Origin of the sequence: Epilithonimonas zeae (assembly GCF_900141765.1) — a bacterium.
GTDB lineage: Bacteria > Bacteroidota > Bacteroidia > Flavobacteriales > Weeksellaceae > Epilithonimonas > Epilithonimonas zeae.
The window spans coordinates 1380409-1402529 of sequence record NZ_FSRK01000001.1 but is presented as its reverse complement, the minus strand read 5'-3'; the positions used below and the strand labels follow the sequence as shown (position 1 = coordinate 1402529).

The 22121-nt window shown below is 33.8% G+C and carries 21 protein-coding genes; 15 read left to right on the top strand and 6 right to left on the bottom strand.

Annotated elements, in window-relative coordinates:
- Nucleotides 1-303: 303 nt before the first annotated feature.
- From BUR19_RS06410 to BUR19_RS06400, 3 genes are all read right to left on the bottom strand, one after another.
- Nucleotides 304-1830 carry a SulP family inorganic anion transporter gene (locus tag BUR19_RS06410; RefSeq protein ID WP_074234046.1) on the bottom strand — a complete coding sequence of 509 codons (1527 nt, stop codon included), beginning with the start codon at nt 1828-1830 and terminating at the stop codon, nt 304-306.
- Between the two features lie 159 nt (nt 1831-1989).
- Nucleotides 1990-3177, bottom strand: a complete 1188-nt coding sequence (locus tag BUR19_RS06405) for an MFS transporter (protein ID WP_074234045.1) — start codon at nt 3175-3177, stop codon at nt 1990-1992.
- A gap of 101 nt (nt 3178-3278) precedes the next feature.
- Complete coding sequence (locus BUR19_RS06400; protein ID WP_074234044.1) at nt 3279-4379, bottom strand: TlpA family protein disulfide reductase; 1101 nt, start codon at nt 4377-4379, stop codon at nt 3279-3281.
- 96 nt (nt 4380-4475) lie between these two features.
- Here BUR19_RS06400 and BUR19_RS06395 point away from each other — a divergent pair, with 96 nt between their 5' ends.
- From BUR19_RS06395 to BUR19_RS06380, 3 genes are all read left to right on the top strand, one after another.
- Nucleotides 4476-5387 carry a glycosyltransferase family 2 protein gene (locus BUR19_RS06395; RefSeq protein WP_074234043.1) on the top strand — a complete coding sequence of 304 codons (912 nt, stop codon included), beginning with the start codon at nt 4476-4478 and terminating at the stop codon, nt 5385-5387.
- Nucleotides 5384-6442 carry a hypothetical protein gene (locus tag BUR19_RS06390; RefSeq protein ID WP_074234042.1) on the top strand — a complete coding sequence of 353 codons (1059 nt, stop codon included), beginning with the start codon at nt 5384-5386 and terminating at the stop codon, nt 6440-6442. Before BUR19_RS06395 ends, BUR19_RS06390 begins: the two co-directional genes overlap by 4 nt.
- Before the next feature lie 184 nt (nt 6443-6626).
- A complete protein-coding gene (locus BUR19_RS06380; RefSeq protein ID WP_074234040.1) occupies nt 6627-6971 on the top strand; it encodes a hypothetical protein in 345 nt (114 codons plus the stop codon).
- Nucleotides 6972-6981: 10 nt separating this feature from the next.
- Here BUR19_RS06380 and BUR19_RS06375 read toward each other — a convergent pair whose 3' ends face one another.
- Nucleotides 6982-8016, bottom strand: coding sequence for an FUSC family protein (locus BUR19_RS06375; protein WP_175565874.1), 1035 nt, complete (start codon nt 8014-8016; stop codon nt 6982-6984).
- 192 nt (nt 8017-8208) lie between these two features.
- Between BUR19_RS06375 and BUR19_RS06370 the strand changes: the two genes are divergently transcribed.
- The 8 genes from BUR19_RS06370 to BUR19_RS06335 are packed head-to-tail and all read left to right on the top strand — an operon-like array spanning nt 8209 to nt 15016.
- Complete coding sequence (locus tag BUR19_RS06370) at nt 8209-10536, top strand: ATP-dependent helicase (RefSeq protein ID WP_074234038.1); 2328 nt, start codon at nt 8209-8211, stop codon at nt 10534-10536.
- A 19-nt stretch (nt 10537-10555) separates the two neighbouring features.
- Nucleotides 10556-11227: an ABC transporter ATP-binding protein gene (locus BUR19_RS06365; RefSeq protein ID WP_074234037.1), complete on the top strand. Its 672-nt coding sequence runs from the start codon at nt 10556-10558 to the stop codon at nt 11225-11227.
- The gene (locus BUR19_RS06360) at nt 11224-11625 is read left to right on the top strand and encodes a hypothetical protein (RefSeq protein WP_074234036.1); all 402 of its coding nucleotides are present in this window, start codon (nt 11224-11226) and stop codon (nt 11623-11625) included. Before BUR19_RS06365 ends, BUR19_RS06360 begins: the two co-directional genes overlap by 4 nt.
- Nucleotides 11626-11650: 25 nt before the next feature.
- Nucleotides 11651-12250: a murein L,D-transpeptidase catalytic domain-containing protein gene (locus BUR19_RS06355; RefSeq protein ID WP_074234035.1), complete on the top strand. Its 600-nt coding sequence runs from the start codon at nt 11651-11653 to the stop codon at nt 12248-12250.
- Nucleotides 12250-12927, top strand: a complete 678-nt coding sequence (gene radC / locus BUR19_RS06350; RefSeq protein ID WP_074234034.1) for a RadC family protein — start codon at nt 12250-12252, stop codon at nt 12925-12927. The genes BUR19_RS06355 and radC overlap by 1 nt, the downstream gene beginning before the upstream one ends.
- Entirely contained in the window at nt 12924-13829 is a 906-nt protein-coding gene (locus BUR19_RS06345) for a hypothetical protein (RefSeq protein WP_074234033.1), read from the top strand. Before radC ends, BUR19_RS06345 begins: the two co-directional genes overlap by 4 nt.
- Nucleotides 13830-13878: 49 nt before the next feature.
- The gene (locus BUR19_RS06340; protein WP_074234032.1) at nt 13879-14388 is read left to right on the top strand and encodes a DUF7935 family protein; all 510 of its coding nucleotides are present in this window, start codon (nt 13879-13881) and stop codon (nt 14386-14388) included.
- A gap of 7 nt (nt 14389-14395) precedes the next feature.
- Complete coding sequence (locus BUR19_RS06335) at nt 14396-15016, top strand: inorganic pyrophosphatase (protein ID WP_074234031.1); 621 nt, start codon at nt 14396-14398, stop codon at nt 15014-15016.
- A 175-nt stretch (nt 15017-15191) separates the two neighbouring features.
- Here the strand turns inward: BUR19_RS06335 and mgtE are convergent, their stop codons facing one another.
- A complete protein-coding gene (mgtE, locus tag BUR19_RS06330) occupies nt 15192-16511 on the bottom strand; it encodes a magnesium transporter (protein ID WP_074234030.1) in 1320 nt (439 codons plus the stop codon).
- Between the two features lie 66 nt (nt 16512-16577).
- Nucleotides 16578-17153: a pyruvate decarboxylase gene (locus tag BUR19_RS06325; protein ID WP_074234029.1), complete on the bottom strand. Its 576-nt coding sequence runs from the start codon at nt 17151-17153 to the stop codon at nt 16578-16580.
- A 134-nt stretch (nt 17154-17287) separates the two neighbouring features.
- Between BUR19_RS06325 and polA the strand changes: the two genes are divergently transcribed.
- The 4 genes from polA to BUR19_RS06305 all read left to right on the top strand — a co-directional run bounded on the left by polA (nt 17288) and on the right by BUR19_RS06305 (nt 22107).
- Nucleotides 17288-20122 carry a DNA polymerase I gene (gene polA, locus BUR19_RS06320; RefSeq protein WP_074234028.1) on the top strand — a complete coding sequence of 945 codons (2835 nt, stop codon included), beginning with the start codon at nt 17288-17290 and terminating at the stop codon, nt 20120-20122.
- Nucleotides 20123-20174: 52 nt separating this feature from the next.
- The gene (locus BUR19_RS06315) at nt 20175-20444 is read left to right on the top strand and encodes a YciI family protein (protein WP_074234027.1); all 270 of its coding nucleotides are present in this window, start codon (nt 20175-20177) and stop codon (nt 20442-20444) included.
- 42 nt (nt 20445-20486) lie between these two features.
- Nucleotides 20487-20840 carry a bleomycin resistance protein gene (locus BUR19_RS06310; protein WP_074234026.1) on the top strand — a complete coding sequence of 118 codons (354 nt, stop codon included), beginning with the start codon at nt 20487-20489 and terminating at the stop codon, nt 20838-20840.
- A 241-nt stretch (nt 20841-21081) separates the two neighbouring features.
- On the top strand, nt 21082-22107 hold the full coding sequence (locus BUR19_RS06305) for a M28 family metallopeptidase (protein WP_074234025.1): 1026 nt from the start codon (nt 21082-21084) through the stop codon (nt 22105-22107).
- The last annotated feature ends 14 nt before the right edge of the window (nt 22108-22121 follow it).

Here is a 22121-nt window from a genome sequence, read left to right as displayed (position 1 = left end):
ATCTTTTTTGTCTCAGAAATTTTGTTATCAAAACAACTTTTCCAGTTAAGACAAAAAAGGATGCCGCTGCAATCGGGGCTAGGAATTTTGTCTTCCAATCAACATAAAAGCTTAACCACAATCTTTGTCATTCCGTAGGAATCTCGACAGTGAAATTTAGATTCTTACGGAATGACAAACTAAACGTTGAATAAATGTCAGTCTGAGGCTCTCGAAGACCTATAAAAATAAAAATTCAATATTTACTTTGGGACTTTTAAAACATTTAGGATGTAAAAAACTTGCGCCTTTGCGATAAAAAAATTAATTCTTCAAAACTCCATATTCCGGATCTTCGATAATGTTGATATCAACCACATTCTCAGCATTTTTTATCAGTCTTCTGCAATCCGGACTCAGATGTTTCAATCGAATCGTTTTCCCTTGAGTTTTGTAACGTTCAGTCAGTTTATTTAGAATATCAATCGCAGACATATCAACGACTCGGCTTTCTTTAAAATCGATAATAACTTCTTTTGGATCATCCATCACATCAAATTTCTCTGCAAAAGCAGTTGTAGAACCGAAAAATAATGGTCCGAAAATCTCGTAATGTTTTACTCCTTCATCATCTACAAATTTTCTAGCTCTGATTCTTTTCGCACTTTCCCAAGCAAATACCAAAGCCGAAATTACCACACCAATCAAAACTGCCAAAGCCAGATTGTGGAGGAAAACGGTAATCAAGGTCACGACGATCATTACGAAAATATCAGATTTTGGGAATCGTTTTATAGCTTTGAAACTTGCCCATTCAAAAGTTCCGACAGAAACCATGATCATTACGCCAACCAATGCCGCAACTGGCATCTTACCAATAACTGGCGCTCCAAAAAGAATGATTAAAAGAATGACCGAAGCAGCGATAATTCCTGATAATCTTGCTCTTGCTCCAGCTGATAAATTAACCAAAGTCTGCGCGATCATCGGACAACCGCCCATTCCAAAAAAGAAGCCATTCAGAATATTTGCGGTTCCTTGTGCAATACATTCTCTGTTGCTGTTTCCTTTTGTATTTGTGATTTCATCAACCAGATTTAAAGTCAGTAGACCTTCGGTTAATCCAACGGTTGACATTATCAGAGCAAATGGAAAAATGACTTTCAGAACTTCAAAAGAAAACGCAACATTCGGAATATGAAATGGCGGAAAACCTCCGGCAATATTAGCAATATCATTCACAGTTTTGGTCTGGATCCCAAAGATCATTACCAACGCAAAAGTCACTGCTATGGCGACCAAAGAAGCCGGAATTTTTTTTGTGAATTTTGGAAATATAAATACAACACAAATCGTCAGAGCAACCAGACCGAGCATTGTATAAAGTGGATTTCCCGACAGCCAATTGTCCGTTCCCTGAACCTTAAACTGATTGATCTGTGACATAAAGATCACAATCGCCAATCCATTCACAAAACCGTACATCACCGACTGCGGAACCAATCTGATGAATTTTCCGAGTTTAAAGATTCCGATAACAATCTGGATAACTCCTGCAAGAACGACGGTTGCAAAAACATATTCGATTCCGTGTGAAATCATTAATGGAATCAAAACAATAACAGTTGCGCCGGCACCTCCGGAAATCAATCCTGGTCTTCCTCCTAGAATTGCGGTAACCAATCCCATTATAAAAGCAGCGTACAAACCTGTCAACGGTGAAAATCCGGCAAGAATAGCAAATGACAAAGATTCCGGAATCATCGTCATTGCGACAGTTAATCCGGCAAAGATTTCATTTTTATAATTTACTTTTTGAGAGAAATCAAAAAGATTGAGAACTTTCTGCATAAAAATTTAAAATGCGAAAATAGAAACAAACTTAATAGAATAAAACATATTTTATTTTTATCTCGCAGATTGATATGATTTTGCAGATTTATTTTTACATATAAAATCTGCAAAATTTGCAAAATCAGCGTGGGTTTAAAAGTCCAAAGACTCAATTAATTATTTGCTTTGAGTCATCTTGAGGTAATAAGCCAAAGCTAAACCTAGCATTACGATTCCAATACTGAACGGGAAAATGTAAGGCAATCCAAATGCATCAGCAACACCGCCAATTAATGGACCTGTCACCCCAAGAGAAATATCAATAAATAATCCATAACCAGCCAAAGCCGAACCTTGATTGGAAGAAGGAACAGTTTTCATCGCCATTACACCCAAAGCCGGAAATATCAATGAAAATCCTAAACCTGTGATTCCTGCACCAATTAATGCAAAATAAGGATGATAAGACAAGCTAATAATCGTTAATCCAAGGGTTTCTACAGCTAAACTTGCAATTGCAACGTTGATTCCTCCAAATCGATTAATCGCATTGCTGAAAACTAATCTTCCTGCAACAAACAAAATCCCGAAAACAGATAAACACATCGCGCCGTTTTGCCAGTGGTAATAATCGTAATAAAGCGTGATAAATGTAGAAATAGTTGCAAATCCTAATCCTCCCAAAGCCAGACAAAGTCCAAAAGGCGCAACTTTTCCTAACACATTCCAAAAAGATTTTTGTTCTTCTTCAGAAGCGTGTTTTCCGGTTTTGTTTTCTTTGGTTCTTGCCACGAAAAATCCAATTAACCCTAAAATTACAATCAGAATTCCTAAACCATAAAAATTGAAGTTCTTAACAATCGTAACGCCCAAAGATGCTCCTAATGCCAAAGCGCCGTAACAAACAACACCGTTGTAAGAAATGATTTTTGCAGTATATTTTTCTCCGAAAGTCATAATCGCCCAGTTAATTGGGCTTGCGCCAACCATTCCTTCTGCACCTCCGGTAAAAAGTCTCGTGATAATTAGAAATAACAAACTTATCATAGGAGAGAATCTGAAATAATAGGCCATTATCAATACCAATCCCGTAAAAGAGAAACTTATCATACTTGCTAAAACTGCAGGTTTCGGACCTTTGCTGTCAATGATTTTTCCTGAATAAGCTCTCATCAAAAAAGTCATTATGTATTGTAAACTAATCACAATTCCTGCAACCAGCATACTAAATCCAAGACCTTTGCTAATGAAAATTGGTAAAACAGATAATGATAATCCGATGATAAAATAACCTATAAACGTGAAAAACACATAGGAAATAATGGAATAAGAGAAGTTTTTGCTTTGTTCAATCGTTGCATCCATAACATTAAAATCAAAGGTGTAAAATTACCTCTTATAAATATTTTAGCAGGAATGTTTACGGTTAATTAAACAATAATTTTTTATAGACGAAATCTATAATTTTACTTATTACTCAAATAATCTTTAATAAATACCGTGATAACGTCCAATTCTCCATAAGTTCTTTTAAGGATATTGCCTTCAGAGTCTACTAAAATCTGCAAAGGGTATCCGGAAGCATTTAATTTTTTCGGAAAATCTTTGTTTTTATCAAAATAATTTTCCCAGGTGATGTTATTTTTCTTCAGAATTTCGGTTGCTTTGGTCACCCTTCCAAGTGTTTGTTCATCAGCAATAGAAATGAAATTCACACCTAGATTTTTATATTGATTATAAAGCTCAACCAATCGTGGCATATCTTCTATGCAAGGTTTGCAAAACGTTGCCCAGTAATCGATTAAAGTTAATTTGTAATTTTTAAATGTTTCTTTTGATAAATGATTATTGTTATCAAGGTTAACATCAGGAAAACTATTTTCCGCTTCCAACTTTACAAGTTTACTGAATTCTATGTAAGTGAATGTTTTTTTGACAGTTGAATCGAATAATGTTAAATTTTCAGAGTAAATAGGATTATAACCATATTTGGAGAAATCACTAATAATTTCCCAAAGAGCAACAAAAGACTTAGGATTTTTTCTGATATATTTCTGAATTTCTAATTCTTTACCTTTCAGATTTTCAGCATCATTACTTTCGTAAGGTTTTAATTTGCTCTCATACGGTTTAAGAATCGCACTTAATTTATTGAATTCAATATTCGCTGGAGATGTGGACAAAAACTCAAAATTTAAATTGTCATCTTTTAATAATAATTTCAAATTTCCAGCTTCAACAAAGAAAGGCAGTGACTGCATTCCAGAATTTTTAATCGCATCATAATAAGAAATTGATACAGGTTGAGGATAATCAAATTTCGTTATAATCTTTGCAGTTTCTTTTATTCCCAATTTCAAATCGCCTTGTTCAGAAATTTTTTTCGAACCTTCAGAAGTGAATTGATAGTTGTGTAAAAGATGCGTATTTCTGGTAGCAGAAGGGTATGATACAAAGATGGTATCAAGTTTTAAATTTGATGCATCAATTTCTAAACTTGAGCTTTTTTGAGAATAAAATAATTGGGACGAAATTGATATCAATAAAAGGACAAAATATTTTTTCATTGGAATTTTAATCGATTTTAAAAATACATATTTTTTGTAAAAGAAAAATAATAGAAAAATCTGTAACTTTCGGCTTCTAATCTTTTTGAATCCAATTTGAAATTACTCATCATCATTCCTGCTCACAACGAAGAAAATAATATTTCTCTCTGTCTCGAATCTCTGAAAAGCCAGAGCTTTCAAGATTTTGTTTGTGTGATTGTAAATGATGGCTCAACAGACAAGACCGCAGAAATTGTCGAAAATTTCAAACTTCAAACTTCAAACTTCAAATTAGAAAATCTTCAAATTTCTGAACATCAACCTGGAGCAAAAGTCGTTCGGACTTTTATTAAAGGTTTAGAATCTGTAGATTGGAAAAGCTTTGATGTGATTTGTAAATATGATGCAGATATCGTTTTTCCTCAGAATTATTTAGAGAAAGTTAATCAGATTTTCGAGTCATATCCAAAAGCCGGAATTGTTTCTGGTTTGGTTTACATTAGAAATTATAAACAGAATCCTGAAATTAAAAATCTGAGAAATCCGAACGAAAATTGGTCAGATTTTAGTAATAAAAATCACGATTGGGTTTTCGAAAATCTATCTTCCAAAAATCATGTTCGTGGTCCGATAAAAGCTTATAGAAAAGAATGTTTCGAAGATATGAATGGCTTAAGAGCTGTTTTGGGCTGGGACAATTTGGATATTTTGTTGGCAAAAAAAAGTAATTGGGAAATAGTCACAATTAAAGACCTTTGGGTAAAACATTTGCGCCCAACTGCTTATAAATATAAAGACCAAAAAGCAGAAAAACTGGGTCAATATTTTTATAATATTGGATTAAGTTTGCCTTTGGCAATGATTTCTTCTGCTAAATCCAGCTTTAAAAACCGTTCTGCGAAAGAGTTTTTCATAACAATCAATTCTTTTCTTAGGCAAAAAGATAAACGAAATCTGAGTAAAAAAGAAATCAGATTTATCCGAAATCTGCGTTGGAAGGAGTTTTTCAAAAATTTTGGATTATGAAAAGAATCGCTTACATAGAACTCGATACACACGCAGAACTAGCAAACAATTTCTATGAGCTGACTAAAGATTCTCAGAATATTTCTGTAGATTTCTATTTTTCTGATAAGATTTTCAAGTTAATAAACATTCATGAGAAAAATATTTTTCTGACCGACTATTCTGAACTTTTGGAAACATTGGAGAAGGAAAAATATGATTTGATTATTATTGGAACTGTTCATCGTCATTTCATTTTCTACAAAGCGATTGTAAAGAAATTCAACACCGCAATTCTTGTTCATAATTTAAATTTTATCAAAGTTTCAAAATGGGAATTATTTAAGAGTATTTTCAAAAAAGATTTTAAATACAGACTTAAATTATTCCTCAAAGAAGGACTTTTGGAGGCTCCGAAAGTTTATCAACAGTCAAAATATCTTTTAGCAATTGATGAATTGATTTCTCAGAAATATAATCTTGAATTTTTACCAATTTATTTTAATCAATTTGATTCTCAAAATTCTGAAAAAGTATCAATCAGAATTGTGATTCCTGGTGCTGTTTCGCAAAGGAGAAGAGATTATAATTTGTTTCTTGACAAATTAAAAAACTTTGAAAATACCGGAATCAATTATGAAATTATTTTCTTAGGAAAAGCAATTGGAAGAGAATTAGAAAAATTAAAGTCAATTGTAGATAAACTTCCACAATTAATTAAAATACATTTTTTTGAAAATAAAATCCCTCAGCAAGAATTTGATAGTTGGATGAAAAAAGCAGATGTTTTATATTGCCCAATTCAAAATGAAACTGAATTTTTCTCTGTCAAAGAAATCTATGGAAAAACAAAAATCAGTGGTAATATTGGAGACGCGATAAAATACGCAAAACCTGCTATTTTTCCAGAAAGTTATCAATCGGATTTAGAATTTATTAACGAAGAAAAAAAGGATTTGCAAACTCAATTTTCGGAAGTCAGAAATCAGAAATTTAATTTTGAATTGTATTCGTTAGAGAATGTTTCAAAAAAAATATCGATATTAGTAGAAAGATTAACTACTAAAAATATTTAGATGAAAAATCACACACTAATAGCCATTATTTCTTTAGCAATTCTGACCTTAACTCAATTAGTTTACATATTTCCTCAAGTAGGTTTTTCACAAAACATGTATATGATAAGCAGTATGTTACAAGTTTTGGCATACGCAGGCCTTACCGCTTTCTTTATTAAATTATATCAAAAACAGAAGTAATATGAATAAAGAATTTAATGAGTTATTTGATATTAAGGAAGACAATGACGACAAACCCAACGTCCAAATTACGACTCAAAAAATAGTAATTCACACATTGATAAGGACTATAGTTCTAGTAGTTGCAACAGCGGCTAGTTGCGTTCTTTTATTTATTGCTGCTTACGATTCGCAAATTAGTCTGGGAGTTTTGGCGCTTCTAATTGTTGTTGGTTGGTTTAGTTTGATGATAATGGAAGCGATTAGACTGAATAAAAGCAATAAGACTCAACTATCTACAGCTAATATGATTTTGGTAGGATTGGCAGTATTGATGATTTTTATACTGATTTTAGGTATAAATTAAGCCCTTAATTTTATTTTTGAAAGCTTTTCCTCAAAACAACTTTCGACCTTCTCAAATGTTTGATAGAGTTAAATCTAATTCTCTCATTATACAAAAACCAACCTCCAATACAACCAATTACGCTTCCTATTAAAATTTCTAACAATCTCATTTGTAAAAGATAATCGGGATTAAGTGAAGTAGAACTTCCGGTTTCAGCCAAGAGAATTCCCATTGGTGTAAGGAACATCACAGCTAATGCATAATGTCTTGTAATTAGCATTTCTACGATGATTTGTAAAGCAATTATGCAAACACAAATTAGCAAAGGAGAAGTTACCAATGAAAAAATCAACCACGCGATTCCAAGTCCGATTGTAGTTCCAATAATTCTATGCAAACCTCGTTTCCAAATATGATATTGATTCACACCTTGCAAAACCGCCAAACTGGAAATCGGAATCCAATAGGGATAATCGAGATTGAAAAACTTACCAATAAAAACCGAAACCAACATACAAATCCCAATAATAAAAGATTCTACAAGATTGACGTAAGGGTTGATATGGAAGGTCGTCAGGTTTTTCTTTGTTTCTTTTTTAGAATTTAAAACACAATAAATTAAACAAATAATACAAGCATTAACCGTTCCGATGGTGAAAATCCCAATTCGTTTCGGAATCAATTCTGGATGATGTGGAAGCCCAATTGCCATAGAAGCCATCATAATAAAGAAAAAACTTCCCGGTGGTTTCAGATTAAAATATCTTGCAATATAATAAGCGATTGCCGAAAAAATCCCAAAAACCAAAGATGCAATCCAAAGATTAAAACTAAAAGTCAATCCCAAACCATAAGAAATAATCATCCCAAAAGAGCAGACAAACATTTTCATCATCGTCTCAATAAAATCATTACTTGTTGGAATATAAATAATTACCAGACCTGCCAAACTAGCTGTGAGAGCAGATTTGATATCGCCCAAAAAGTAGCCGAACATCAGCGGAATCCCAACTGCCAATCCAGCCAAAAATGGAATATGCCAACTTCTAGGCGAAGGCTTCAATTTGAAAAAAGAAAGAAATTCTTTCTTGATATAGTCAGATTTCAAGATTACTTTGATTGATTTTTAGAGTGTTATTGGATTCATTTTTTATGCTTGCAAAATTACCTCATAATTGTTGAAATTCAAATTTATAACGACTGAGAAATTGCATAAAAAAAGCTATTTTTGTTACCTTAAAATTTTGAGAATAGAATGGATTATCTGAAAGGACTGAATGAGCCTCAGTTAGAAGCAGTTACCACCTTGCAAGGCCCCCTGATGGTTTTGGCTGGTGCAGGTTCTGGCAAAACGCGTGTGCTCACGATGAGAATTGCGCATCTGATTACGAATGGAGTAGACCCTTTCAATATTTTGTCTTTAACTTTTACCAACAAAGCGGCAAAGGAAATGAAGGAACGTATCGCGAAACTCGTTGGAGACAGCAATGCACGCTCGCTTTGGATGGGAACTTTTCACTCGGTTTTTGCTAGAATTTTGAGAAGCGAAGGTCATCATCTCGGTTACCCTTCCAATTTCACGATTTATGATATGCAGGATGCTCTGAATGTGATGAAAAAAGTCATCAAGGATATGAACATCGATTCAGAAATCTATAAAGCCAAGAAAGTTTTATCAAGAATTTCTCAATATAAAAACAATCTTATTACAGTCAATGCTTATTTCAATAATCCTGACCTGATGGAAGCTGATGAAAAAGCGAATATGAGATTGATGGGTGACATTTATCGTAAATACGTTGAAGCTTGTTTCAAAAACGGTGCAATGGATTTCGATGATTTATTATTAAAAACCAATGAATTACTAACTCGCTTCCCTGAAGTTTTAGCAAAATACCAAGACAGATTCAGATATATTTTGGTGGATGAGTATCAAGATACGAACCATTCTCAGTATTTGATTGTGAAAGCTTTAGCATCTAAATTTGAAAATATTTGTGTAGTTGGAGATGATGCACAATCGATTTACTCTTTTCGTGGCGCAAATATCCACAACATTCTGAATTTCAAAAAAGATTATCCAGATGCAGTGACGGTTTCTTTGGAACAAAATTACCGTTCAACTCAAAATATCGTGGATGCGGCAAATGTTGTGATTTCGAAAAACTTACAACAATTCAAGAAAAATGTTTTCAGTGAGAATGAAATTGGAGACAAAATAAAAGTTTACCGAAGTCTTTCCGATGCGGACGAAGCGAATTTCGTTTCTGCCAACATCTTCGAATTACATAACACGCAACAGCGTCATTTCTCTGATTTTGCTATTCTTTACAGAACCAATTCGCAGACTAGAGCTTTTGAAGATGCATTGAGAAAAAAGAATATTCCCTACAAAGTTTATGGCGGATTATCTTTCTACCAAAGGAAAGAAGTGAAGGATTTGCTCGCTTATCTTAGAATTTTGGTTAATGAAAATGACTCCGAAGCGTTGTCAAGAATCATCAATTATCCGGCAAGAGGAATCGGCGAAACTACCCAAAATAAGCTAGTTGTTTTTGCAGATTCTCAAAATGTTCCTGTTGCTCAAGTTCTTGATAATCTTGGGTTTTATGCACCACAATTAGGATTAAATAATGGCGTTCTTACCAAGTTAGGTGATTTCTGGGCAATGATAAAAGCGTTCCAAGTGATGTTGAAAACAGAAAATGTTTACGATGTAGCGATGGAAGTAGCAAAGCGAAGCGGACTCATCAAATTCCTGAAAGAAGATGCAACACCGGAAGGTATTTCCCGAGTAGAGAATATTCAGGAATTGCTTAACTCAATGCAGGGTTTCATCGAGGAGCAAATTCAGATTGAAGGTGGTGACCCAAGTTTGTCCAATTTTATGGAAAATATTGCGTTGTCTGCAGATACTCAAACTGATAAAGAAGATGACGGAGATAAAGTATCGTTGATGACCATCCACTTATCAAAAGGTTTGGAATTTCCTGTGGTTCACTTAGTTGGACTCGAGGAAAATCTTTTTCCAAGCTTTATGAGTTCGTCGACAAGAGAAGAATTGGAGGAAGAAAGACGTTTGTTTTATGTGGCGTTGACGAGAGCTGAAAAGCAAGTGTTTTTCACTTATGCGGTTTCCAGATTCCAATGGGGGAAAATCACTGACGCTGAACCTTCAAGGTTTTTAAGCGAAATAGATGACAAATATGTAGAAATGATAAATCCTGTAACGGAATTGAAATTCATCAACCGTTCGGGAATCAATTCTAATATCTTTGATGATACACCTTCAGAGCCTCGATTTTTCAAGAAAAAAGAAGAAAAGAAAACAATTGAACGAAATGTAAACACTCCAGTCCCTAAACAATTGAAACCAATTGCTACTGCAAGAATCATCAATCCAAGTGGTTCGTCTTCAGAAGATATTCAGGTAGGAGACAACGTGAGACACGACCGTTTCGGAATTGGAAAAGTGGAATTTTTGGACGGAACAGACCCGCAAAATATCAAAGCAAAAGTCATTTTCAAAAATGAAGGCGAGAAAAATCTTATCCTGAAATTTGCTAAATTGACCAAAATATAACTCAATATCACATTAATAAATGATTCGAGCAAAAAATATACACAAATCTTATGGAACTTTAGAAGTTCTGAAGGGTGTTGACATACATATAAAACCAAGTGAAGTAATTTCTATCGTGGGAGAATCCGGAGCAGGAAAATCTACTTTACTTCAAATTTTGGGAACATTAGACCATCCTTCTAATATTGATAAATACGGAACAGAAATCAGTCTGGATGGTAATTCTTTCTTGAAAATGAAAGATAAAGAATTGTCAAAATTCCGTAATAAAAATATCGGTTTTGTATTTCAAAATCATCAATTGTTGCCAGAATTCACGGCTTTAGAAAATGTTTTGTTACCAACAAGAATCGGTGGAATTGCTGAAAAAGAAGTCATTGAAAAAGCACATTCCCTGTTTGAGGATTTGAATATCGCTAGTCGATTGCATCACAAACCATCAGAATTATCAGGTGGAGAAGCACAAAGAGTGGCGGTTGCCAGAGCATTGATTAATTCTCCAAAAATTATTTTCGCTGACGAGCCAACCGGAAACCTAGATTCCAAAAATGCGGATGCACTTCATCAGTTATTTTTTGATTTGAGAGACAAATATCAGCAGACATTCGTGATTGTAACCCATAATTCTGTTTTGGCAGAAAGTACGGATAGAAAGTTGGTTATGAAGGATGGGCAGATTGTTTTGGGATGAATCAACTATACAGATTTTTAGTTCTCTTGTTATTAATTCCGAACTTGATTTTGTCGCAAGATATCTCTATTCGCAATACAAAATCAAAATTAAATAAAGACATACCTCTGTTAAAAAAGAAAAAAACAACTGTAATATTTTCTTACAATGTAATTGGTTGTATTTGTCCTAATTGGAAAAATAAGAATGATTTTTATTATTTAGAGCCGATTAATAATAGGGTGAAAAACGCCAGTGATTTATGGAAAGGTAATAATCTTCCCCTAATTGTTAAACTTACAGGAAGTTTGGTTGAAGAAAATGGTTATCCAAATTATTTTACAGATAAACAATTAAATAAAGGAGCTAAAAAAGGAAAAGTTTTTCGATATACGAAAATTGAAGTAATTGCAAAATAAATTATACTTTCATTATTAAACACAAATGAAAACATTTTTACTAATATTTTTATCATTTTTATTGATTTCCTGCGAGGTAAAATCTCAGGAAAATCAATCGGTTAATTATATTAACACTGAAGATAAATTTTCTCAAAAAATCTCTGAAATAAAAGATTTTGTAAAAGATTCAGATTACAATTCTAATAAAGCTTTTTTAATTGATTTTTCAATTGCATCTTCCAAATTCAGGTTTTTCGTCATTGATATTAAAACCGGAAAAATTCTTCAAAAAGCTTTGGTTGCCCACGGCGACGGCTCAGAAAATGGAAAAACTAAGAACGGTTTGAAGTTCAGTAATTTGGAAAATTCTCATTGTTCATCTTTAGGAAAATATTTAATTGAGGAGAAATATAAAGGTCAATTCGGTTTATCATATCGATTAACAGGATTAGACGAAACCAATAGTAATGCGAGAAAAAGAGCTATTGTTTTGCACAGATTGAGTTGTGTTCCAGATGTTGAACAAAAAACAGATATTTGTTTAAGTTTTGGCTGTCCAATGGTTTCTGATGATTTTTTCAAGATTTTGGAGCAACATATTGACAAATCGAACAAAAAAATAATTCTTTACGCCTATAACTAATGAGTATAAAATCCCTTGCGGAAGACGACCGCCCAAGAGAAAAATTCCTGTTGAAAGGGAAAGCTTCAGTTTCCGATTCGGAACTGCTGGCAATCATTATGGGAAGTGGAAATCGTGAGGAATCTGCTGTAGAATTGGCAAGAAGAATTTTGAATTCGGTAGAAAATAACTGGCACAGATTAAGTCAATTATCTATAAAAGATTTGATGAAGTTCAAAGGAGTAGGTGAGGCAAAAGCTATTTCTATTGCAACGGCGTTGGAAATCGGGAACAGAAAATCTCAACAGGAAGTTCTCGAAAGACAGCAGATTTCCAGCAGCAAAGACGTTTTTGAAGTTTTGCAGCCACATCTTTCAGATTTGTCAACAGAAGAATTCTGGGCGATTTTCCTGAATCATCAAAACAAGATTTTATATAAAACCTGTCTTTTCAGAGGTGGAATTGCAAATTCTGTGGCTGATGTAAGAGTAATCTTCAAAACAGCTTTGGAACATTTTTCTACTAGAATCATTGTTGCACACAATCATCCTGCAGGAAGTCTGAAGCCAAGTCAGGAAGATATTAGTATTACAAATAAGATTAATGAAGCTGGAAATTTGTTGGATATAGAATTACTAGATCACATTATTATTGCTCAAAATAAATTTTATAGTTTCAAAGAAGAAGGGATTTTATGATTAAACGATTGAAATATCAAGAAATTAATTTTGAAAAGTACAATAGATGTATTGAAAATTCTGTTCAGAAGAAATTATACGCTGAACGTATTTTCTTAGACATTAGCACAGATAAAAATTGGGAATTACTGGTTTATAAAGATTATGAAGCGGTGATGCCCGTTCCATTGATTTATAAATTTGGAATTAGGATTGTCATTAACCCTAAGCTTTGTCAGCAACTGGGCATTTTTTCCAAAATTGATTCCACAGAAATAAATGATTTGTTCTATACTTATTTTGTCAAACATTTTTTAATTGTCTACTATGGATTCAACGATGCTAATTCATTTTCAAAACCATTAAAGAAAAGAAAAAACTTCTTGATTTTTCCGGATAAATATGAAACTGTAAGACAAAAATATTCACCAAAAAGAAAAAGAAAACTTAGGTTAGATCAAGAAGTTTTGGATAATTCTGAAATTATTAAAAATTTTGATTTACAAACTATTAAAAATTTTATCAGAAGTACAGGCTTAGGTGCAGACGCTAAAGATTTGGAAGACTTTATTAATCTTTTATCAAAATTTCATCTTAATGATAAATTAGATTTCTACGGTTTTTTCTATCATCAGAAATTGATTAATATGATTGCTGTTTATAGAGAAGACTATTCTTTGACACTATTAGGCACTTACAATGAAAGAGACTATGTAAAATTGAGTGGGTCATCTTATTTAATAGATAAAGTAATCGCTGAAAATATAGAAACCAAAATCTTTGATTTTGAAGGTAGCGAGATTCCTGCTGTGGAAGAATTTTTCCGTGGTTTTCGACCTGAATTGAAACCTTATCCTTGTATTCAGGTTAGCAAAAAGAACTTAATCTTGAAGATTATTAAGAAATTATTCTTTCTAAATTAAAATTCTTTATTAAGTCAAAAAGTATTAATTTTGCAATCCGATTTCAGATATGTTTGATTCAGATTATTTACCTTACGCTGTTGCAGTTATCATCGCATTGCCATTCTTGGTTTTTGCGAAACAATTCGTTAACAGTTTTATCAGACTCAAAAAACAGGAAATCAATTTCCTTGCAACAAAATCAAACAGCGAGATCAAGCTTCAGGCTTTAGAAAGAATGACTTTATTCTTAGAAAGACTTAAGCCATCCAATCTTGTAATGAAATTCGATAAAGGTCTTCAGCCTCACGAATTCGTTTTTCTTACTGAAAAAAATATCACAGAAGAGTTTGAATACAATGCTTCCCAGCAACTTTACATTTCAAAATCTTCCTGGCAAGATATCTTGACTAGTAAAAACAACGTCATCCAAGCCCTTCATAAAACCTATGAGGAACTGAATGAAAACTCAAAATTAGAAGACTTCAAAACTGTTTTCCTGATGAGTTATCTTAACTCCGAAGATTACATTTCGGACACGATTGAGAATCTTAGAAAAGAACTTAACAAAATAATATAAAATAAACATGATTCCTAGTTTTAAAGCACATCCTTGGCACGGGATTTCTGCTGGAGAAAATTCTCCTGAGATTGTAAACGTTTTTGTAGAAATCGTTCCAACGGACACTATAAAATATGAAGTAGATAAAGAAAGTGGTTATCTTAAAGTGGATCGTCCACAGAAATTTTCCAACATTATTCCTGCGATGTACGGTTTCGTTCCAAGAACGTATTGCGAGGATGAAGTTAAGAATTTAGCGGTTTCAACTGGCGCAACAGACGTTACAGAAGGCGATCACGATCCTTTGGATATCTGCGTTCTTAGCTCGCACAATTTCACTTCTGGTAACATTATTTTGCAGGCGATTCCAATTGGAGGTTTCCAAATGATTGACAAAGGAGAAGCTGATGACAAGATTATTGCAGTTCTGGTAGAAGATCAGGTTTACGGTCACATCAGGGATATTTCTGAGTTGCCAAAAGCAGAAGTTAACCGTTTGTTACACTATTTCTTGAGCTACAAAAACTTGCCAACAGAACCTGCAAAAGTGAAAATAGATTTGGTTTACGGCGCAGATCAGGCAAAACAAGTCATTATTGCCTCACAAAAAGATTATACAGATAATTTCGTTGAAAAATTGAAATAATCAAAAATACCAAATGCCATCTTTTATAAGGTGGCATTTTTATTTAAATATTATTTGAGCGCCTTTATCCGTCCTCCGTTCCCGCTTTTTTCTTTTCAAGAAAAAGAGCTCCACTCAGGCCGGGGCGCGCTACGCCAACGTCGAAGATTTGCCTACAATTAGAAATTTAAACAAATTATAGAAGTTTCCCCGTAAGGAACAATCCTGCAACAGAGAAGTAGATAATCAATCCTGTAACATCCACAAGCGTTGCGACAAAAGGAGCAGAAGAAGTCGCTGGATCAAGTTTTAATTTTTTAAGAACAAAAGGAACCATCGATCCTGAAATTGTTCCCCAAAGAACAATTAGCATCAAAGAAACGCCGATACTTAGTCCAACAAAAGTCCAATGTTCTCCATAATTAAATAATCCGACTTGTTGCCAGAAAGCAATTCTCATGAACCCTATAATTCCCAAAATACTTCCCAAGAAAATCCCTGTGAAGATCTCCTTTTTCATCACGTACCACCAATCCTTCAGTCCAATTTCTTGTAGAGCCATTGCACGGATAATCAAAGTTGCAGCTTGCGAACCCGTGTTTCCACCACTCGAAATAATTAGTGGAACAAATAACGCTAAAACAACAGCCTTTTGGATTTCGTCTTCAAAATGTCCCATTGCAGAAGCGGTCAACATCTCGGAAAAGAAAAGTACAACTAGCCAGAATCCTCTTTTCTTCACCATTTCAAAAACGGAAGTTTGTGTGTAAGGAAGATCCAATGCATCCAAACCTCCAAACTTCTGGATATCTTCAGTATTTTGAGATTCAATTTGATCTAGGATATCATCGATAGTCACAATTCCCACCAAAACACCATTTTCTGTAATAATAGGCAAAGCACTTCTATCATATTTCTCAAAATACGGAACTGCATTTTCTTTGGAAGTTGTTGTTTTGATTGCAACAAAATGGTCATCACAAAGTTCAGAAATCAATTGTTCTTCATCAGCCAATAGGAGAGAACCTATTGTAATATCGTCTATCAAACGATTTCTTTCATCAACAACATAGAGGAAATTGAGCGTTTCTACCTTCTTTCCAACTTTTTTGATTTGCTGAAAACATCTTTTAACGGTCCATTCTTTTCGGATCTGAACATAATAAGGCGTCATCAAACGTGCGATTGAATCCGCTTCGTAGCCTAAAAGTTTTAAGGCAACTCTACGCTCTTGCGGATTAAGAAGGTTGATAGAATATTTGATTAGTTCATCCGGAAAATCCTCAAAAAGTTGAGTTCTGTCGTCAGGCGACATTTCGTTCAGGATGTCAGAAACTTCGTGACTCGCAATACTTCTGATAGTATCTTCTTGAAAATCAGGGTCAAGATGCGAGAAAACTTCTGCCTTCTCAGATCTTTGTAATTTCAAAAACTGCAAAATACGTTCTTCCGCTGGCAATTTGCTCAGGGATTCGGCAATATCCGCAGGATTTAATATGATTTCTTGATTCTCGATACTTAACTTTTTTGCATTGCAAAAGTATTAAAATCTTAAGAAAAAAAGTATTAAGATTACGTAAAATTAAGATGCTTTTCTTAGGATTACTTGTCGGTTTCTCAGTTCTTTTTCCATTTTTCGGATAGCTCCTTTTGTACCGATTATTACAGAGTTTTCTGCACTTCCCAACAATCTGGCATTTCCTTTATAAGTATCGTAGGAAGTTTCCATTACAAAATCACCATTAGAATCATAAAGCTTCAAACTTACAACCACTTGATTAGAAAACACATACTTTCCAAAGCCAACTTTGAAATATTTTACTTTTGGTATAACAGCAACATCTGCATTATTATTTTTACAGATTTCTTTTACCGTTTTAGAATCAACTTCGTCAAAAGGAATAGAAGTGTTGACCTGCAAATATTTTACATTTCCTATAGATTTCATCTTGTCAGAAGTTGCATTATAAAAAGCAGAAAATGTAGGATCTTTAATCTCAGTAATATCAGGAAACACCTCTGGTTCAAAGTAAAGAACAGTTTTTATAGCATTGATTTTTGCATCTTTATTAAAATAAAGAAGACTGTCCCCATAACTGGCACAGGAAACTAAAAAGCAAAGGATAAAAACAGAATAAAAAGAGTAGTTTTTCTTCATCGTATTGATGTTGCAAAAATACAACCAAATTTCCTTATTCGTAATAAAAATTTAAGATTTTTTAACAGACACATTTTTTATTTTTTCGATGTAACCATTCACAAAATCGATAACAATTGATTACTTTTGTTTCTATGACTTCAACAGACAAAAGATTATATCTTATAGATGCTTACGCTATGATTTTTCGTGGCTATTTTGCATTCATCAAAAATCCGAGAATTACAACTAAAGGTATTAATACTTCAGCAATCTTCGGATTTACCAATTCATTGATTGAGCTTATCAAAAGAGACCGACCAACACACTTAGCAGTTGTTTTCGATGTTGGTAGAACCAATGTACGTCATGATGATTATGCAGAATATAAAGCCAATCGTTTGGAAACGCCAGAACCGATTTTGTTGGCGAAACCTTATATTAATAGTATTTTGGAAGCAATGCATATTCCTATTTTGGGAGTTGAAGGTTATGAAGCAGATGATGTTATCGGAACAATTGCCTGCAAAGCAGAAAAGCAAGGTTATCAGGTTTTTATGGTGACACCGGACAAAGATTTTGCGCAATTGGTAACAGAAAATATCAAAATTTATAAACCTGGCTTGAAAGGTGGTGACATCGAAATCTTAGGTGTCGAAGAAGTCAAAGCTAAATATGAGATCAACGATCCAAAACAAATCATCGATTATCTAGGAATGATGGGCGATGCTGTGGATAATATCCCGGGTTTGGAAGGTGTTGGTGAAAAGACAGCTAAGAAATTCATTCAGGAATTTGGATCAATGGAGAATCTTTTGGCAAATACGCATACTTTAAAAGGGAAACTTAAAGAAAAAGTTGAAGCCAGTGCAGAAAGAGGTTTATTATCCAAAAAGTTAGCAACAATACTTTGTGATGCTCCGATAGAGTTTTTAGAAGAACAATATGATTTGGATATTCCGGATTTTGAAAGAGTAAAAGAAATTTTTGATGAATTGGAATTCCGAAGACTTTATGAAAATCTTTACCGCGCATTCTCCAATAAAGAATATGTGGAAGAGCTGATGGAAGTAGATAATCCTGTCGCTGGAAAAATTGAAACAAAAGTTGCGTCTCATAAAAACGGTACAATGGATCTTTTTGCAAGTTTCGAACAATTGGAACAAGCAACAACGACAAAAACGAATATCGAAGAAAATGATCACCTTTATCAATACATAGATTCTCCAAAAGCTCAGAAAATCCTTGTAGAAAACCTTCTCAAACAAAAAGCGGTGTGTTTTGATACAGAAACAACTTCTCTTAATGAGCTGGAAGCTGAATTGATCGGAATGAGTTTTTCATACAAAAAAGGCTTGGCTTATTATGTTCCGATTTCTGAAAATCAGGAAGAAGCACAAGAAACAGTTGAGATTTTCCGTCCGTTTTTTGAAGATCAAAATGTTCTGAAAATTGCTCATAATATGAAATATGATGCTAAAGTTCTTCAGAATTATAATATAGATGTGACGGGCAAATTGTTCGATACGATGATTGCCCATTATCTTCTGAATCCAGACGGACGTCATGGAATGGACTATCTTTCCGAAATGTATCTAGACTACAAACCTGTTTCCATCGAGACTTTGATTGGAAAAAAAGGGAAGAATCAATTGACACTTCGCGAAGTTGATTTGGTGACTCAAACCAATTATGCGGCGGAAGATGCGGATGTTACGTTTCAATTATATGAATTATTTGCGCCGCAATTAGCCAAAGAAAATTTGGAGGATTTGTTCTACAATGTTGAGATGCCATTGATGAAAGTTTTGGCTAAAATAGAATTGACAGGTGTTAAACTTGATGAAAAATGGTTGGCTCAGGAAAGTATAGATTTGGAAAATGATTTGAGAATTCTTGAATCAAAAATATTCGAATTGTCTGGAGAAGAGTTCAATATGAATTCACCGAAGCAATTGGGAGAAATTTTATTTGATAAAATGCAATTGGATCCGAAAGCTAAAAAAACCAAAACCGGACAATATGCAACCTCAGAAGATGTATTACAAAAATTATCTTCAAAACATGAAATCATCACTTCGATTCTGGAATACAGAACTTTACAAAAATTAAAATCGACTTATGTTGATGCTTTGCCGAGTCAGATTGATAAAAAAGATGACCGTGTGCATACAACTTTTGCTCAAACCGTTGCTGCGACCGGACGTTTGGCAAGTGTGAATCCAAACCTTCAAAATATCCCAATCCGAACTTTGAGAGGACAACAGATTCGTGGTGCTTTTGTTTCGGATGAAGGAAAAAAAATCATTTCTGCCGATTATTCTCAAATTGAATTAAGATTGATTGCAGAAATTTCCGGCGAACAAAATATGATAAAGGCTTTCCAAAATGGTGAAGATATTCACGTTTCTACAGCGGCAAAATTATTTGATATTCCTCTGGAAGAAGTGACGAAAACTCAGAGAGGTCAGGCAAAAACCGTTAATTTTGGGATTATCTATGGTCAAGGTGCTTTTGCTTTAGCAGAACAAACCGGACTTTCCAGATCGGAAGCCAAGAAAATGATCGATTCTTATTATGAGAATTATCCAAGACTGAAAGAGTATATGGCAGAGCAAGTCAAAAAAGCTCAAGATTTCGGTTATGTAGAAACCATTCTCGGTAGAAAACGCCATTTAAAAGATATTAATTCAAGCAATTTTGTAGTTAAGGCTCACGCCGAAAGAAACGCCGTGAATGCACCAATCCAAGGAAGTGCGGCAGACATAATTAAACTCGCAATGATAAAAATTGATAAAGAGTTGGAAGCTCAACATCTTGAAACCAAAATGCTTTTGCAGGTTCACGATGAATTACTTTTTGAAGTTCCCATCGATGAAATAGAAACTGCAAAATCCTTAATCAAAAAAGAAATGGAATCGGCATTTGCTACAAGCGTTCCGCTTTTGGTGGAAGTTGGCGTTGGCGATAATTGGTTGGAAGCACATTAGTAGAAATTATGAATTATAAGTTATAAATGATTAATTATTAAAAACATACAATATGAAAGCAGTAGTATTTTACGAGCACGCAACAGACAAATCAATGGATGAATTTATGGCTGTGTTTCCACGCCACGAAGAGTTTGAAGCAGAATTTATAAAGTCCGGAAGAGTTCTTGGAACAGGCGCTTTTGCTAATGCTGGCGAAGGTGCAATGGCAATTTTTGTGGACAGACAAGCAGCGGAAGATTTTGTAAATGGCGACCCTTTTGTTCAGGAAGGTTTGATTGCAAAAACGACTATCAGAGAATGGAATGATGAATTGGCATAATTTGTTCTGTTTAATTGACTTTAAACATTAAAAATCAATATTATGATTTCACAAATAATTCCAAAATTACCTTTTATCAACAAAGAAAAAACCTTACAGTATTATCAGAATTTAGGTTTTGAATTTCCTGCAGATTATGATCAATATTTGATTGCAGTTTATAATAATTCGGAGCTTCATTTTTTTGAGTTTGAAAGTTTGATTCCTGAAAAATCAGATTTTATGCTTTATCTCAAAATTTCGAATAATATTGATAAATTTTATCAGCAAATTCAGGATAAAGGAATTGCTATTCATCCCAATGGAAGCCTTGAAACAAAACCTTGGGGAATGAGAGAATTTTCTTTAATTGACCCGAACGGAACTTTACTGACTTTCGGAGAGAAAATGAATTAATATTATGGAAAATTGATGCTAAGTCCCAATATTATTAGACTGATTTTCATATTCACAGGATTGATTCAGATGATTTTTGTAGCAAAAAAGATCAACAATCTTTACGGTTATAGATCAAGAAAAAGTTTCCTTAGGAATTGTAACATTACTTTTAGAAAATCGACTTAATAATAAATTAACTTTATGAAATCGCCATTAAATGTGCAATTCCATATGACAATAAAAAAATAAATATCTATATATGAGAAATGTAAAACTATACGGATTTTTCATTGGTGCAGCGCTTTTGACAAGTTGTGCGTCCAGTAAAAATTTCGGTTATGAAGGAAAAGGTTTCAAAGACGCCTATAACAGTATTACTGCAGAAGAACTGAAAACCAATCTTTATGTGATTGCTGGTGATGATATGGAAGGTAGAGATACCGGAAGTGCGGGACAGAAAAAAGCCGGCGTTTATATGATTGAGCAGTACAAAAAAAATGGAATTGGTTTCCCATCGGTATTAGGTTCTTATTATCAAAAAGTACCTTCTGAAGCTATGAAAAAATACGGTGAAACTCTGCCAGATTCTGAAAATATAATGGCTTATATAGAAGGTTCTGAGAAACCAAATGAAGTGATTGTAGTTTCTGCTCATTACGATCACGTAGGAATGAAAAAAGGCGAAGTTTACAACGGTGCAGATGATGACGGAAGTGGAACTGTGGCTGTAATGGAAATTGCTCAAGCTTTTCAGGAAGCTAAGAAAAAAGGTTATGGACCAAAACGTTCTATTCTTTTTCTACATGTAACAGGTGAGGAGCACGGACTTTTTGGTTCCGAATATTACTCAGAGCATCCGGTTTTTCCTTTGGCTAATACTGTTGCAGACCTTAATATTGATATGATCGGACGTGATGATCCAGAAAACAGAGGCAAGCAATATGTATATGTGATCGGATCTGAAATGTTGAGTACAGAATTGAAAAAAATCAATGAAGAAGCCAACAAAAAATCGGTGAATCTGGAACTAAATTACAAATATGATGATCCAAAAGATCCACAAAGATTGTATTACAGATCAGACCATTACAACTTTGCGAAGCATAATATTCCGGTTGCATTTTTCTTTGACGGAATCCACGAAGATTATCACAAACCGACAGATACGCCTGACAAAATTGATTATCCATTGTTGCAGAAAAGAACGCAATTGGTTTTCACGACTGCCTGGGAATTGGCAAATAGACCAGAAAGAATTGTTGTTGACGGAAAGAATACCAGATAAAATTCTAAACTATC

Coding starts and splice junctions, on each gene's coding strand:
- BUR19_RS06410 (WP_074234046.1), bottom strand. CDS start 1,830: ATGCAGAAAGTTCTCAATCTTTTTGATTTCTCTCAAAAAGTAAATTAT.
- BUR19_RS06405 (WP_074234045.1), bottom strand. CDS start 3,177: ATGGATGCAACGATTGAACAAAGCAAAAACTTCTCTTATTCCATTATT.
- BUR19_RS06400 (WP_074234044.1), bottom strand. CDS start 4,379: ATGAAAAAATATTTTGTCCTTTTATTGATATCAATTTCGTCCCAATTA.
- BUR19_RS06390 (WP_074234042.1), top strand. CDS start 5,384: ATGAAAAGAATCGCTTACATAGAACTCGATACACACGCAGAACTAGCA.
- BUR19_RS06380 (WP_074234040.1), top strand. CDS start 6,627: ATGAATAAAGAATTTAATGAGTTATTTGATATTAAGGAAGACAATGAC.
- BUR19_RS06370 (WP_074234038.1), top strand. CDS start 8,209: ATGGATTATCTGAAAGGACTGAATGAGCCTCAGTTAGAAGCAGTTACC.
- BUR19_RS06365 (WP_074234037.1), top strand. CDS start 10,556: ATGATTCGAGCAAAAAATATACACAAATCTTATGGAACTTTAGAAGTT.
- BUR19_RS06360 (WP_074234036.1), top strand. CDS start 11,224: ATGAATCAACTATACAGATTTTTAGTTCTCTTGTTATTAATTCCGAAC.
- BUR19_RS06355 (WP_074234035.1), top strand. CDS start 11,651: ATGAAAACATTTTTACTAATATTTTTATCATTTTTATTGATTTCCTGC.
- radC (WP_074234034.1), top strand. CDS start 12,250: ATGAGTATAAAATCCCTTGCGGAAGACGACCGCCCAAGAGAAAAATTC.
- BUR19_RS06345 (WP_074234033.1), top strand. CDS start 12,924: ATGATTAAACGATTGAAATATCAAGAAATTAATTTTGAAAAGTACAAT.
- BUR19_RS06340 (WP_074234032.1), top strand. CDS start 13,879: ATGTTTGATTCAGATTATTTACCTTACGCTGTTGCAGTTATCATCGCA.
- BUR19_RS06335 (WP_074234031.1), top strand. CDS start 14,396: ATGATTCCTAGTTTTAAAGCACATCCTTGGCACGGGATTTCTGCTGGA.
- BUR19_RS06325 (WP_074234029.1), bottom strand. CDS start 17,153: ATGAAGAAAAACTACTCTTTTTATTCTGTTTTTATCCTTTGCTTTTTA.
- polA (WP_074234028.1), top strand. CDS start 17,288: ATGACTTCAACAGACAAAAGATTATATCTTATAGATGCTTACGCTATG.
- BUR19_RS06315 (WP_074234027.1), top strand. CDS start 20,175: ATGAAAGCAGTAGTATTTTACGAGCACGCAACAGACAAATCAATGGAT.
- BUR19_RS06310 (WP_074234026.1), top strand. CDS start 20,487: ATGATTTCACAAATAATTCCAAAATTACCTTTTATCAACAAAGAAAAA.
- BUR19_RS06305 (WP_074234025.1), top strand. CDS start 21,082: ATGAGAAATGTAAAACTATACGGATTTTTCATTGGTGCAGCGCTTTTG.